Annotated in this window: 11 protein-coding genes; 9 read left to right on the forward strand and 2 right to left on the reverse strand. The window is 56.6% G+C overall.

Annotated features, from left to right (window positions below):
• Window positions 1–337: 337 nt before the first annotated feature.
• From argC to hisF, 8 genes are all read left to right on the forward strand, one after another.
• Window positions 338–1,405, forward strand: coding sequence for an N-acetyl-gamma-glutamyl-phosphate reductase (argC, locus tag JMJ16_RS32115; protein ID WP_201388240.1), 1,068 nt, complete (start codon window positions 338–340; stop codon window positions 1,403–1,405).
• A gap of 95 nt (window positions 1,406–1,500) precedes the next feature.
• The gene (gene argB, locus JMJ16_RS32120) at window positions 1,501–2,370 is read left to right on the forward strand and encodes an acetylglutamate kinase (RefSeq protein WP_201388242.1); all 870 of its coding nucleotides are present in this window, start codon (window positions 1,501–1,503) and stop codon (window positions 2,368–2,370) included.
• Between the two features lie 247 nt (window positions 2,371–2,617).
• On the forward strand, window positions 2,618–4,150 hold the full coding sequence (locus JMJ16_RS32125) for a HisS family protein (protein WP_201388244.1): 1,533 nt from the start codon (window positions 2,618–2,620) through the stop codon (window positions 4,148–4,150).
• Window positions 4,147–5,226: an ATP phosphoribosyltransferase gene (gene hisG / locus JMJ16_RS32130; protein ID WP_201378396.1), complete on the forward strand. Its 1,080-nt coding sequence runs from the start codon at window positions 4,147–4,149 to the stop codon at window positions 5,224–5,226. The genes JMJ16_RS32125 and hisG overlap by 4 nt, the downstream gene beginning before the upstream one ends.
• The gene (locus JMJ16_RS32135) at window positions 5,223–7,571 is read left to right on the forward strand and encodes an HAD family hydrolase (RefSeq protein ID WP_201388246.1); all 2,349 of its coding nucleotides are present in this window, start codon (window positions 5,223–5,225) and stop codon (window positions 7,569–7,571) included. Before hisG ends, JMJ16_RS32135 begins: the two co-directional genes overlap by 4 nt.
• A gap of 18 nt (window positions 7,572–7,589) precedes the next feature.
• Window positions 7,590–8,201 carry an imidazole glycerol phosphate synthase subunit HisH gene (gene hisH, locus JMJ16_RS32140; RefSeq protein WP_201388248.1) on the forward strand — a complete coding sequence of 204 codons (612 nt, stop codon included), beginning with the start codon at window positions 7,590–7,592 and terminating at the stop codon, window positions 8,199–8,201.
• The gene (gene hisA / locus JMJ16_RS32145; RefSeq protein WP_201388250.1) at window positions 8,198–8,920 is read left to right on the forward strand and encodes a 1-(5-phosphoribosyl)-5-[(5-phosphoribosylamino)methylideneamino]imidazole-4-carboxamide isomerase; all 723 of its coding nucleotides are present in this window, start codon (window positions 8,198–8,200) and stop codon (window positions 8,918–8,920) included. The genes hisH and hisA overlap by 4 nt, the downstream gene beginning before the upstream one ends.
• 9 nt (window positions 8,921–8,929) lie before the next feature.
• Window positions 8,930–9,697 (forward strand): imidazole glycerol phosphate synthase subunit HisF, encoded by a 768-nt coding sequence (hisF, locus tag JMJ16_RS32150; RefSeq protein ID WP_201388252.1) that lies wholly within the window; start codon window positions 8,930–8,932, stop codon window positions 9,695–9,697.
• 70 nt (window positions 9,698–9,767) lie between these two features.
• On the opposite strand, the gene JMJ16_RS32155 is transcribed toward hisF, so the two are convergent.
• Window positions 9,768–10,175, reverse strand: coding sequence for an NUDIX domain-containing protein (locus tag JMJ16_RS32155; RefSeq protein WP_201388254.1), 408 nt, complete (start codon window positions 10,173–10,175; stop codon window positions 9,768–9,770).
• A 148-nt stretch (window positions 10,176–10,323) separates the two neighbouring features.
• Complete coding sequence (locus JMJ16_RS32160) at window positions 10,324–11,760, reverse strand: helix-turn-helix transcriptional regulator (RefSeq protein WP_201388256.1); 1,437 nt, start codon at window positions 11,758–11,760, stop codon at window positions 10,324–10,326.
• A gap of 325 nt (window positions 11,761–12,085) precedes the next feature.
• On the opposite strand from JMJ16_RS32160, the gene JMJ16_RS32165 reads away from it, so the two are divergent.
• Window positions 12,086–13,825, forward strand: coding sequence for a cellulase family glycosylhydrolase (locus JMJ16_RS32165; protein WP_201388258.1), 1,740 nt, complete (start codon window positions 12,086–12,088; stop codon window positions 13,823–13,825).
• The last annotated feature ends 180 nt before the right edge of the window (window positions 13,826–14,005 follow it).

The raw sequence follows: 14,005 nt of genomic DNA on the forward strand, positions 1-14,005 counted from the left end.
TCAGTAGTATAGTGTTTTTTGCCCGTGATGACCGGAAGAAGTATGAGGTGCGGAGCCAGACAGCGATCCGACGTCCAGTGCAAGGTCGGAATGGAGTAGCCCTCAGAACGCGTCCGCGAGCGGCTGGCGGAAGAAAATCGTCTCGTGACGATAAGTACGCCGGGTGTGCGGCTCACACGTAAATTTTTTGAGTCGAAATGAGTGGTCTTTGCTCTCAATTGAGGAAAGGCAAACTGGGTGGCACCGCGGGAGCCAGGCTGTAGCTCTCGTCCCTGTATCATATGATAGGGATGAGGGTTTTTTTTGTTCCAATATCTTAACTCTTGGGGGCCAGATAATGATTTCTACCGCTATTATTAACGTTACTAGTTATACCGGCCTGGAACTCTTGCGCCTGCTTGCACAGCATCCTCAATTAAAGGTTACCTCCGTCACCGCACGCAGCCAGGCGGGCAAGACGCTGGCAGATGTCTTCCCACAACTGCAAGCCCTTGCAGCCACGACCGCGATTGATCCAACGATGATGATCGCGGATGAGCCAGCACAGACAGACCTGGCGTTTGTCTGCTTGCCCCATGCCGCCGCCGCAGAGGCGGTCGTACGCCTGCTTGAGCGCGGCACAAAGGTCGTCGATCTCTCAGCGGACTTCCGCTTGCATGATGTGACGGTATATGAAGAATGGTATAAGCATACCCATCCTGCTCCAGCCTTGCTCGAAAGCGCGGTCTTTGGTCTCTGTGAGCGCTATCGTGAGCGGATCGCAGGGGCTAGCCTCGTCGCCAGTCCCGGTTGCCACTCAACCACCGCCATTCTTGCCCTGCTACCCGCTTTTGCCCGGGGCATTGTAGAGCCAGACGTCATCGTGGACTCGAAAACGGGCATTAGTGGCGCGGGCCGTGGCTTGACGCTGGGGACACATTTTGCCGAGGCGAACGAAGATATGAGTCCCTATAGTGTAGGCGGTCATCGGCATATGCCTGAGATCAAGCAAGAGTTGCTCGCGGCTGCCAGGGATGGCGGACATGCACTCTCCGATATCCGCATGACATTCCTGCCGCACCTGGTACCCATGACGCGGGGCATCCTGGCGACTTGCTATGCCACGCTTGCGCCTGGCGCTGTAGAGAGCCTCTCATCAGAGGCTATCGTGGAGTTGTATCGCGAGTATTATGCAGGTGAGCCTTTTGTGCATGTAGTGGATCAGCCTCCCCATACCAAGTGGGCCTATGGCAGCAATCACTGTTTTATCTATCCAACGTTTGATGCCCGAACGGGACGCCTGATTGTAATGTCCTGCACCGATAACCTGGTTAAAGGCGCGGTGGGTCAGGCTATTCAGAACGCGAACTGTATGCTTGGTTGGCCCGAGAGCCTGGGCCTGGCAGGGGCTGGTGTCAATCCCTAGTCTGAAAAAATGTATGCAATGTGATCCCTCTACTGTTGTGTGTAACCCGCGAGCTTCGGAGCACATGATGTAGAGTGAGGAGGAACATAGGAACGATGACAATAGCGTTTGAACGCACACCAGATGGTGAAATTATCAATGATCAACATCTTATAGCCAGAGTGTTAAGCGAAGCAATTAATTATATTAACTACCTTAAAGGCAAGATCCTGGTGTTTAAGCTTGGTGGCAGTATGCTGGAGCATCAGCAAGAGGTATTGCAGGATATCGTCTGGCTGCATCAACTGGGCGCGCTTCCTGTACTGGTGCATGGTGGTGGACCCTATATTAATGACTGGTTGACGAAGCTCAGTATTCCGACGCGTTTCCAGGATGGTATGCGCGTCACCGACGCGGAGACCTTAGAGGTGGTACGCATGGTGTTGCGCGGGCAGGTCAATCAGCGCCTGGTACTGATGCTCTCGCAGTTGGGAGCTAATGCGGTTGGCCTGTGCGGGACAGATGGCAATATGGTACAGGCACGTATGTTAGATGAGCGCCTGGGCTTTGTGGGTGAAGTGGAGTCAATTGATTCCTCATCTGTGCATACCTTGCTGGAGCAGGGCTTTATTCCTGTGATCGCGCCACTGGGTCAGGGACCAGATGGCACCTGCCTCAATATTAACGCGGATCTGGTCGCCGCGCACCTGGCGGGCGCGTTAAACGCGGAGAAGCTGATCTTTTTGAGTAACGTGGTCGGCATCTGTCGTGCCGATGGAACCTTGATTTCCGAATTGAGCGATGCCGAGGCTCGCCGCTTGATCGACGAGGGAGTGATCAGCGGTGGCATGATCCCCAAGGTTTCGGCCTGCCTGGATGCGCTGGCGGCAGTGCCGCGTGTGCATATCGTGGATGGTCGCGAGCCGCATGTGCTCCTACGCGAACTCTGCACAGACCAGGGCGCGGGTACGATGATTATCCGCTAATGCTTGTGATTTTCGTGTGTGGTGATGCGCGTTGGGAAGTTGAGAAGTACTTTAGGTGAAGCGATGCATAGCCTCACCGCAAGTCAGCAAATATGTTTTATACTACATAGCAGAGAACAAGAGAGTTGTCCCCGTCAGCGTTGACATCTGGAAAGGGCAGAGTCTTTCCAAACGCTAACGGGGACATGCGTTTATTGCCGCCTGCATTACGCAGGAAATGTGACAGTAACAGTGGAGAGGACGTTCCATGAAGAAGCGCGTTGAGCGATTGCGAGGTATGTACGACCTTTTACCAGAGGTCTATCAGCAACAGCAGTGGGTAAGCGAGAAGGTGAGCAAGCTGTTAGAGCACGCGGGCTATGCCCATGTCGATTCCCCCGTGCTAGAGCATAGCGACCTCTTTCATGCCAGCTTTGGTCAGGAGCTATGGCAGAACCTCTACGCCTTTCGTATCCATCAACGCGACCTCTGCCTGCGCCCAGAATATACCGCCTCCATCTGCCGTTTGTACCTGGACCATTATCAGCAGCAGGGGCTGCCGCAGCGTTTTCAGTACGCTGGCCCAATTTTTCGCTATGAGGCTCCGGGACGCAGCCGTTATCGGCAGCATACGCAGCTTGGCATTGAAATCTTTGGTGGTCAACCAGCGGCTGCGGATGCTGAGATGATCCAGCTGGCATGCGAGGTTCTCCACGATCTAGGGATCTCACGTTATCGCCTGGAACTGGGGCATGTGGGCGTCGCGAGCGGCTTCATCAACCGCCTGCACCTCGATGACCACGCGGCCCGCCTCTTGCTTGGCCTGATGGAACAGATCAGCCGGTCGGAGGAGGGGGAGCGCCTGGCGCAGGAGCGGCTGGAGCGCCTCTATCCTGCGGACCAGGCCATGAACAAGATGGCGTCAGAAGTTTCGCCGCCAGCCACGGTTCTGAGTGGAGTAGATGCACGCTATATCTCGTCGCTCTTGAGCGGTATCAGCATCTCCTTTGGCGATGACGACGTACGGCGCGAGGTCGTGGAGCGCTTCTTGTGGAAAATGGGACGCAATGAGCAGCGGCGGCAGATCCTGAACGCACTAGAGTTTTTGCGTGAGCTGCATGCCGTCTCGGGTCCTCCTCCAGCCGTCTTTGAGGCAGTGGCAGAACTGCTAGAACGCTATGGTCTCGACACCGCCCCCCTCAATGAGTTGCGCCAACTGGTGGCCGTTGTTGAGCAGTGTGGTGTGCCGAGCGAGCAGATCCTGCTGAACCTCTCACTGGGGCGTGGGGTGAGCTATTATACGGGCCTGGTCTTCGAGATTCACGCGCAGGAGGCAGACGGCTTCGATGCCCAGCTCTGTGGCGGAGGGCGCTATGATCGCCTCATGCGAGCCGTAGGCAGTTCGCGCGATATCGCGGCCTGTGGCTTCGCCATTGGCCTTGAGCGCTTACTCGCGCACATTCCCCAGGCCACGCTACCAGTGTTAACTCAGACACAGGCCCTGGTGATTCCAGTCAGCGCGAATGAATTTCCCTATGCCCTTCGCGTGGCGCGAGCCGCACGCGAGGCGGGTCAGCCCGTAGAGGTGGATATCAGCGGGCATGGTGTCGGCGCGGGATTGAAGCAAGCTGTTAAGAAGCAGATCCTTCTAGCGCTGATTGTGGGCGAGGATGAAGCCAGGCAGAACGAGGTAACGGTACGCAATCTAGAGACAAGCGTCGAGTGGCGTCTTCCATTTGGTGAGCTTGCCAATGGCCTGGTAGCAGATTTTGGTGAAGAGCAGAAGGAGCAGTTGGTATGAGTGCCCAGGAACGAGTGCGTTTAGCCTTGCCAGGGAAGGGAGCCCTGGAGGGCGCGACTATGTCATTCCTTGCCGAGTGCGGCCTGAAGGTCAGCCGCAGTAATCCGCGTCAATACCTGGCGCGCATCAAAAGCATGCCTGACCTGGAGGTTGTCTTCCAGCGGGCCGCCGATATACCGGCCCTGGTCCAGAGTGGCGACGCGACCCTGGGTGTCTCGGGCTATGATATCCTGGCGGAACATCGAGGATACGGTGATGACCTGGACGAAGAGGACCATCTGGATGAAGACCTGCTGGTGCTTATGCGTGACCTGGGGTATGGGAGCTGCCGCCTCGTCCTGGCTGTGCCAGAGACCTGGATTGATGTCAGCTCCTGCGCGGATCTCTGGCACCTATCAGGGTATTATCGTACACATCGAGGGCGGGGACTGCGTATCGCCACCAAGTATCCCCTGCTGACCTCGCAGTTCCTACGACGGCATAACATTACGCACTGCAAGATATTTTCACCGCATGGCGCGCTAGAGGCTGCTCCGCTGACCGACACCGCCGACCTGATCGCGGACCTGACCGAGACGGGCACGACCCTACGCGAGAACCATCTCAAGCTGCTGGACGATGGCGTGATCCTACGCTCTCAGGCTTGCTTGATGGGCAATGCGCGTCTCCTCAAGCAGCATCCACTCGCGCTCAAGCTGACCGAGACGGTCCTGGAGCTGATTGATGCGCGCAACCAGGCACGCAACCGCTCACTGCTAACCGCCTATATGCGCGCAGAGAGCTTTGAGGGGATGCGCGATGCCTGTGGACGGCTCAACCAGCGCCTAAAGGCCATGGGGGCCGGCATCGAGTTCCGTATGGTCAATTCAGAGCTGGATGGTGAGTCGGCCCCTGACCAGTACACGCTCTCGGGTGTGGCCAAAGTCGGTGAGGCCGCGCCTCAACTGCTGGAGACGGTGGCGGTACTGCGCCAGGCCGGAGCCACGCATATCAACGTGACGCCGCTGACCTATCGCTTCGCGCAGGAATCCGTGAATGCGCGTGCACTCAGGGAAAGGCTGAAGAGGTTATCTTGAAAAAAACAGTGATTTTTGATCTGGATGGCGTGATTACCAGCGAGGAGATGTACTGGACGACGGCGGGCCTGGTCTTGCATGAACTGCTCTATAGCCCGCGCTACTGGAATGTAGATGGACGCTCTGAGTACATACCACCCCAGACCGTCAATGAGTGCCGCGCCTGGAGTGATGCGGTCTTTCCCGAGGCCTTGATTCAGGGCTTAAAGGCACGGGCCGTGAACTCAAACTGGGATACCTGCTATGCCGCTTTCTGCCTCTACCTGATCGATGTGCTTGCCCAGGTGAGCGACCATGCCGCCCTCTGGCCACCGCGTGTAGAAGATGCCGCCTGGAATGCGCGCTTACGCGGGCAACTGGCCCAGGCCCGTCCCCAGGTAGACCCTGAGCGCCTACGACCGCTCACCGATCCTACGCTTGCTAGCTATACTGGCTTTGATTTGCTGGCGCGCCTGGATATCCTGGCTCGCCAGGTTTTGAATGTCGAGGGCGAGGGCGGCCTTGGGCATTATAGTTCCTCCTGGAAGTTCTGCCGCGACCTCTTCCAGGAATGGTACCTGGGCGATGCGCTCTTCACGCAGGATTATGGGCGAGCACCCTGGCAGACAGGCAAGATTGGTTGCATCAACTTTGAGCAGCCTCTTCTACCAATTGAGCAGTTGCGCACAACGCTTGAGGATTTGCAGGCCCAGGGATATACCCTGGGCATCTGCACCGGGCGTGGCAGCTTCGAGGCCCTCACCCCCCTGCGTAACTATGGCCTGCTCGTCTTCTTTGACGCTGAGCATATCGTGACGCATACCGAAGTAGCGGAGGCGGAGCGGCGCTTGCGGGAAGAAGGACGACCCCTGACCCTGGCCAAGCCGCATCCCTTCCCCTTCTTGCGCGCCGCCTTCCCGGAGTATATGCCGGGTGATCCTCTGCCGCCGCATGGCAGCTTTCTCGTGGTTGGAGATACGACCAGTGATGTGCGAGGGGCGCACGCGGGAGATGCCTTCTGTATCGCGGTCCGAACCGGGGCCAGAACTGAGGAGGCACGGACACTGCTTGCGCAGAGCGCTCCCGACTTTCTGTTAGAGGATGTGACGCATGTCCCTGCCCTGGTGCGCCAGATCGATGACCTGGGCACGATCCAGCGGCTCCAATTTCACGAGCGTGAAAAAGCAGAGCAACTCCTACAACGCTGGTTCGCGGTTCAGATGGATCTGCGTATCGACAGCATTCAGCTTACGCCCAAAGCCGTCTCGCTCAATTCATTTAATGGTTTCTATCGGGTTGGTGGAGAGGAGTACTTCTTTAAGACGCATGTAGAGGACCAGGGGGTTCTGGCGGAGTACTATAACGCCACGCTCCTGCACGAGGCGGGCTATAACGTGGTCTTGCCCGTACGTACGTTGCGCAGGAGCGGCCAGCAGATGGTCATCTACCCGGTTATTCGCTGGCCGGTCATGTTCGATATGATGCGTGCCCTGGAGACCGAGCAGCCAGCCCAGGCCTCCCTCGAGCAACTGGTCGCCGCTGAGCGACTGGAGTGCGAGCGCCTCTTGCGTATTTACCAGGAGACAGAGGCCCCAGTGAGCGCCGAGGAGCACGAGGCGGCCCCCATTCACCAGCTGTTCTGGCATCGCTTGACCGGGGGACGCCTGGCCAGCTTCTACGAGGGGAAGAGCCTTCCGCTTCCTACGCAGCCCGAGCGTGAAATTACCTTTGCGCAGCTCTGCGCCTATCGCTGGCGTATTAATGGGCAGGTGCAGCGCCTGACGCTGGGTGAGTTGATTGAGCGCGCCAAAAGCGTGCTCCAGCCAGCTCAGGCCGGGCTGACCGTAGTAGGGCATGGCGATGCCCACTTTGGCAACGTCTTTCTGGAGGAGGGGCGCGAATACCTTTACTTCGATCCCGCCTTCGCTGGTCGACACTCACCATTGCTGGACGTTATTAAGCCGCTCTTTCATAATATCTTCGCAAGCTGGATGTACTTCCCGCAGGAGATCGCGCCGGACTGCTCCTTGCAGGTGAAGGTCGATGAACAGGAAGACTGTATCGAGGTCGTGTATGACTTCACGCTCCCACCCGTACGCGAGGCCATCCTCCAGACCAAGCGCGAACACTTGTTGAGACCATTGCTTGCCTGGCTCTCTTCACAGGGGGCCTTGCCGGAGAATTGGGAAGAGATCATGCATTCTGCGTTGCTCTGCTGCCCCTTGCTGACAATCAACCTCTTTGATGAGCAGCGTCTACCGCCGCTCATTGGCTGGCTGGGATTGACCTATGTTGTGTCGCTGGGACAGGAGACGGAGATACTCTCGCCGCGTCTGTTGGTGGAGACGGTTGAGCAGGAATGCTAGAAGGGAGAGGTGTTATTCATGATTGCCATTGTTGACTATGGAGCGGGCAATATTCACAGTATCGCCAAGGCCTTAGAGCACGTTGGGGGCGAGGTATGTGTCACCGACGAGGCGGCGGTGGTCTCGCGGGCCCGTGCCGTCGTCCTGCCTGGTGTTGGCTCGGGAGGCTCGGCCATGAAGCGTATGCGCGAGCGCGGTCTGGATGACGCCATTCGTGAAGCCACGCGGGTGGGCAAGCCATTTTTAGGGATTTGCCTGGGAATGCAACTTCTCTCAGAGCACCATGACGAAGGGGAGACGGCGGGCTTAGGCCTCTTCCCAGGCGAGGTGCGGCGTATTCCTCATGGTCCGAAGATTCCGCACATGGGCTGGAACCAGGTGCAACCACTGCGTGAGGATCTGCCCATCTTCGCAGGCATCCCCAACGAGGCATATTTCTACTTCGCGCATTCGTATTATGTGGAGCCACGTGACCAGGCGGGTGTCGCAGGCGTGACCGAATATGGCTCGCCCTATTGTTCCGTCATCGTCACTGAGCAGGTTTGGGGCACGCAGTTTCACCCAGAGAAGAGTGGCGCGATTGGCCTGCGTATGTTGCAAAACTTTGTGGATTGGACGGAACGCGCATGATTATTCTTCCCGCGATAGATATCAAAGATGGCGTGTGTGTACGCCTCTACCAGGGTGACTACGCGCAGGTGACGACCTATGACCGTGATCCCGTGCAGGTCGCGCAGCGCTGGCAGGAGGCCGGAGCGAACTGGTTGCATGTCGTTGACCTGGATGGCGCAGCCCAGGGACGCCCGGTTAATACCGATCTCATCCAGCGAATGCGGCGAGAGACAACGCTGCAGATCGAGGTTGGCGGGGGCATGCGCAGCCTGGAGCAGATTGAGCAGGTGCTGGCCCTGGGAGTGGAGCGTGTTATTCTGGGCACAGTCGCACTGCGTGATCGTGCGCTGCTGGAGGCGGCGCTTGCGCGCTGGGGAGAGCAAATCGCGGTTGGCCTGGATGCGCGTGATGGCTTTGTCGCCGTCTCTGGCTGGTACGAGACCTCGCAGGTGCGCGCCACAGAACTGGCTGGCGAACTGTCCAGGCTGGGCGTGCGGCGCTTTGTGTACACCGATATCGCGCGCGATGGCGCGCTGAGCGGTCCCAATCTGCCCGCCTTGCGCGAGATGCAACAGGCGTCCGAGAGCGCGCTGATCGCCTCGGGCGGGGTCAGTTCACTTGAGGACCTACGCGAACTGGCACAATCAGGCGTAGAGGGCGCAATTGTTGGCAAGGCCATTTATACCGGCGCGGTCGACCTGGTGCAGGCGGTACGCGAGTTAGAGAAGGGAGCGTGATCAAAGGCTATGTTGACCAAGCGTATTATTCCCTGTCTCGACGTCGCCAATGGGCGTGTCGTCAAAGGCGTGAACTTTGTCAACCTGCGTGACGCGGGCGATCCCGTAGCCCTGGCGACCTTCTATAACGACGAGGGCGCCGATGAGGTGGTTTTTCTTGATATCACCGCCTCCTATGAGCAACGCGCGACTATGCTCGACGTGGTGCGGCGTACCGCCGAGCAGGTTTTTATTCCGGTTACCGTGGGTGGAGGTATCCGCACAGTAGAAGATATCCGTGCTACACTGGGGGCCGGCGCCGACAAGACCTCGCTGAACACCGCCGCGGTCCAGCAGCCTGAGCTTTTGCGCGCGGGAGCCGAGCAATTTGGCGCGCAGTGTATCGTGTTGGCGATTGATGCGCGGGCCAATTCCGCCATGCCTAGCGGCTACGAGGTCTTTGTACATGGTGGGCGCACTCCGACCGGGAAGGACGCCCTGGAGTGGGCGCAGTATGGCGTCGAGCTTGGCGCGGGCGAGATCCTGCTGACAAGTATGGATCGCGATGGCACCAAGCAGGGGTATGATCTGGCATTGACGCGTAAGATCGCGAGCGCGGTGAGCGTTCCGGTAATCGCCTCGGGCGGCGTAGGCACGCTAGAGCATCTCTATGCCGGTTTAACGGAAGGGGAGGCCGATGCTGTCCTGGCTGCCTCTATCTTCCACTTTGGCGAGTATCGCGTACGCGACGCGAAGGCATATCTGCATGCGCGTAATGTGATTGTGCGCCCAGCATAAAATTTATAAATCTAAAGAATGTGGAGCATGCTGTCAGTATGCTCCACATTCTTTAGATTGGCGTTGGGTGTTAGACGAGCAGGTCTTTGGCGAGGAGGTCGTCGAGGACGAGTTGGAGCACGGTAGAGCAGCGTGCACGGTCGGCGTATGCCACAAAGGCAATCTCCTCGATCTCGCTGCTGGCCTGGGGTGCTCCCTGTATCTTCGCGCTATAGCAGGTTGTGCGCACGAGGGTCCCGGCGGCTTTCCCGTGTGCCTGCGCCTCAAAGGTACCGAAGTAGCGTTCTGCCCCAGGCTCAAGCGAGACATTCAATTCTTCCAGTACCTCGCGGCTGAGCGCGGCATAATCGTTCTCCCCAGCCTCGCGCTTGCCGCCAGGCAGATAGTACAAATCTTTCCCCTGTGAGCGTGTCACCAAGAGCTTACTGTCCTTTAGATAGATAAGTGCTAATTTATCGATGAAATGTGTCTCTTGCATAGTGATACGATGCCTCCTGAATTCCTGAACAAGGAACCAGGCAGTATCATAGCAGAGGTATATGCGGACTGTCCATAGCCCGCTACTGGTGTACGCGGCTACTGTGGACCTGAAGGAGTAGCCGCGTACACCAGTAGCGGGCCAACCATTAACGCGTTGGTATGGTATGAGCGATGAACTTGCGCACTCCTGGATCGCGGGGGAAGGCCTCGATGAGCACATGTTGGTATTCGAGGAGGCGGTTCATCAGCATTTTGGAGGAGAGCGTATGTACCTCTGAGGCTGCTTCCTGGGCCATCACCAGGCTGGCCTCTTTCTCGCGCTTTTTGGCGTAGGCCTCCGCCAGGGGAATAAGTGTCAGGGCGCGTCGTGAGCGCCAGTGTTCTGGAAACTGAGCGAGAGATTGTTCGAAATGGGTAATGGCCTCGTTGTAGCGTCCATTCATCAACGTGCAGTTGCCCGCTATTTGATGCCAGGTCGCGGCGTCAAATTCATCATTAGGAGTCAGGGTTTTGAGCAGTTGTCCCGAGGCTTCAAGCTTCTCCTGGACAATGGCATAGTCCTGGAGGGTAGCTGCGTTGTAGGCCCAGTTCGCCAGTAAGTGTGCTTTGGAACAGAGAAACTCTTCACCCTCCTGCTCTTCAATCAGGCGATAGGCCTCCTCGATATACTGGATAGCGCGACTGTAGCGACCCGCAAAGTTGGCGGCAATCGCCTGCCAGTTCCGGCTTTGAGCCTGGTGCCAGGGGTCTTGCGCCTCGGAGGCCGCGGCATAGGCTCGGGCATACATTTGTTCCTCAGCCTCGCTGGCATCCAGGTGATGGAGGGCCGAGCCAATCAGATTGTAGATTGAGGCCGAGAAGATGGCCTGGACGCGCGGAGGGAGTAAGGTATGAATGTAGTCCAGGAGCATACGCAGGGCATGACCAACGGCAAGAACCTGTTCAGGCCGGCTGGCGTGAGAGAATTGCCAGGCCTGGTTGACGCTATGAGTAAAGGACTCTTGCAATTGGAAGCACTCGCTAGCAGACATATGCTCCTTGAGATGCAAAGAACCAATACCATAGTGTTGCAGCGCCAGGCGCACGGATGTGGGCATACCGCGTAGACTTTGGGAGACGATGTGTAGTGATTCAAAGAGTGTTTCGGGCGTCCATTGCTGTTCGAAGGCTGAGGAGAGTTGACTCGCGCCAAGAATGAGCCAGAGTCCTGTCTGTTCCTGGAAGGGCGTCGTCGCGATGGGTGTGACCGTTGTGTGAGTGGCGTGTCCTTCGTGCCGGGGATAGGTGGTAGTAGGGTCTAGCTCATGTAAGTGTGCAGGGGCTAGTGCCGGCGACGATGAAGTGGCTCGTGTCGTCAGTAATTTTTTTTGCCCACGCTCAGGGGTTATGGCTAATCCCAATTCTTGCGAGGTCAAGCCAAAATAAGTGCATAAACGCCGACGTGACTCCGCGTTGATGGAATAATTATGTTCCGCGCGCCAGATAGTGGCTGTACTCATACTCGTCTCCTGAGCCAGTTGTTCAATCGTCAGGTTGTAGCGAGTACGCACGGCACGCAGGGGATGGGTAGCTGCTTTCCTCATTTTCGACCTCTATGTCGTTAGCGATGCAAAGCACTGAAGATACGCTTATCTTTTACAGTATGTTATTTGTTCATAGCTGTCAAGTAAGCCACCCTACCTTCTTTAGTCTGTTTTTGGACTTTTTTACATTGTATAGGTATATCTCTCCTCTTCTAATGGGATGTGATGTAGAGTGAAGATGCATCTCCTGCTGATTTCTATTCAGTTTTTTATCAATCACGCCGCCGAAATTGACTCGCTCCCAAATAAAAAGGTATATCAAGAAGAGAGTTAACTATTTTGTATCTCCAAAGCAGGGAAGCAAGCTATGAAAGCGAGGAGGTCTATGTCTGCGCAAATGCTCCAACGTCGCAGTTGGTGGCAACAGGGACGTTTCACTCTCCCAATAGTTGTGTTATTAGTGCTCATATCGTGTCTCACTATGGAATTTACGACTCACACCACGGCCCAGGCTGCTGGCACGGGCTACTGGCATACCAACGGATCACAGATCTTAGATGCAAATAATCAGCCGGTGCGTATAGCGGGCATTAACTGGTTTGGCATGGAAACGGCCAACTATGCGCCCCACGGGCTCTGGACGCGTAGCTACAAGGACATGCTGGATCAGGTCAAGAGCCTGGGGTATAATACCCTGCGCCTGCCCTATTCAAACCAACTCTTTGATGCGGGGAGCACCCCCAACGGGATCGATTACAATAAAAATCCCGACTTACAGGGTTTAAGTGGTATCCAGATCATGGACAAGGTAATTGCCTATGCCAGCCAGATTGGCTTACGGACCATTCTGGACCAGCATCGCCCAGATTCTGGCGCCCAATCTGCCCTCTGGTATACCTCTGCGTATCCTGAATCGCGCTGGATCTCAGACTGGCAGATGCTGGCCCAGCGCTACAAGGGGAATCCCATGGTCATCGGTGCAGATCTGCACAACGAGCCGCATTCGCCTGCCTGTTGGGGCTGTGGCGACCAGACTGTAGACTGGCGTCTTGCAGCCGAACGAGCCGGTAATGCGATCCTCTCGGTCAACTCCAACTGGTTAATCTTTGTAGAGGGTGTCGACTGCTTTGGACCGGGTGGTCAGGCCAGTGGCGACTGCTACTGGTGGGGTGGCAATCTCGAGGGAGCGGCGCAGTATCCTGTGACCTTGAATGTTGCTAATCGCCTCGTCTACTCCGCACATGACTATCCCGCAAGTGTCTACAATCAGACCTGGTTTAGCGCTCCAAACTATCCCAACAATCTGCCTGGCGTCTGGGATACGCATTGGGGCTATCTCATCAAGCAAAACATTGCCCCCGTCTGGCTGGGCGAGTTTGGTACGAGGCTAGCGACTACCTCGGATCAGCAGTGGCTCACAGCATTGACCAACTACCTGGGCAAAGGTGCGAGCGGCATTAACTGGACGTTCTGGTGCTTGAATCCAAATTCCGGCGATACAGGCGGCATCTTAAATGATGACTGGACGACCGTCAACCAGACGAAGCAGGCCTATCTTACGCCGATTGAGTTCCCGCTTGATGCGAGCTCTGGTGGGGGTGGTACACCGACGCCCACACCAACGACAACTACTACGCCCACACCCACACCCACACCGCCTCCTGGCTCGGCCTCTGTAAAGGTGTACTACAAAAATAATGACTCTAATCCCACCGACAACCAGATCAGGCCGGGACTGGAGGTTGCCAACACAGGGAGCAACACCATTAATCTGAGCGATATCACCGTTCGCTACTGGTATACCAGCGATAGTAATGTCTCCCAGGCGTACTCGTGTGACTATGCCCAGATCGGTTGCTCCAATATCAACGCTAGGTTCGTAGCCGTCTCCCCGACGCGTACAAACGCCGACTATTACCTGGAAATTAGCTTTACCTCGGGCGCGGGAACGCTTGCCCCTGGCGCTAACACTGGTGATATTCAGAACCGCTTCAACAAGACTGATTGGAGTAATTACAACGAGAACAATGATTACTCGTACAGCCAGAGCACGACAAGTTATACGGCCTGGACGAAGGTGACCGCCTACTATAAAGGCCAGCTCATCTGGGGAACGGAGCCATAGACGAAGGGCCTTTCTTTTCCCCTACCCTTCTAGCGCCCCTACCCTGTCTCAAGACAAGGCAGGGGCTTTTCTGTGTGGTCGAGGTTAGCTATCAACATGGATAAAGTTTATCGTGTGCCGGGTCGATAGAAGAGAGCGGTAGATCGTGCTAGCTTTGTTCGTGGTGTGCCCCCTTGACAA

The organism is Ktedonobacter sp. SOSP1-52, assembly GCF_016587395.1.

What these genes read in the sequence shown, in the direction of transcription:
- argC (WP_201388240.1), top strand. Translation starts at nt 338, where the DNA reads ATGATTTCTACCGCTATTATTAACGTTACTAGTTATACCGGCCTGGAA.
- argB (WP_201388242.1), top strand. Translation starts at nt 1,501, where the DNA reads ATGACAATAGCGTTTGAACGCACACCAGATGGTGAAATTATCAATGAT.
- JMJ16_RS32125 (WP_201388244.1), top strand. Translation starts at nt 2,618, where the DNA reads ATGAAGAAGCGCGTTGAGCGATTGCGAGGTATGTACGACCTTTTACCA.
- hisG (WP_201378396.1), top strand. Translation starts at nt 4,147, where the DNA reads ATGAGTGCCCAGGAACGAGTGCGTTTAGCCTTGCCAGGGAAGGGAGCC.
- hisH (WP_201388248.1), top strand. Translation starts at nt 7,590, where the DNA reads ATGATTGCCATTGTTGACTATGGAGCGGGCAATATTCACAGTATCGCC.
- hisA (WP_201388250.1), top strand. Translation starts at nt 8,198, where the DNA reads ATGATTATTCTTCCCGCGATAGATATCAAAGATGGCGTGTGTGTACGC.
- hisF (WP_201388252.1), top strand. Translation starts at nt 8,930, where the DNA reads ATGTTGACCAAGCGTATTATTCCCTGTCTCGACGTCGCCAATGGGCGT.
- JMJ16_RS32155 (WP_201388254.1), bottom strand. Translation starts at nt 10,175, where the DNA reads ATGCAAGAGACACATTTCATCGATAAATTAGCACTTATCTATCTAAAG.
- JMJ16_RS32160 (WP_201388256.1), bottom strand. Translation starts at nt 11,760, where the DNA reads ATGAGGAAAGCAGCTACCCATCCCCTGCGTGCCGTGCGTACTCGCTAC.
- JMJ16_RS32165 (WP_201388258.1), top strand. Translation starts at nt 12,086, where the DNA reads ATGTCTGCGCAAATGCTCCAACGTCGCAGTTGGTGGCAACAGGGACGT.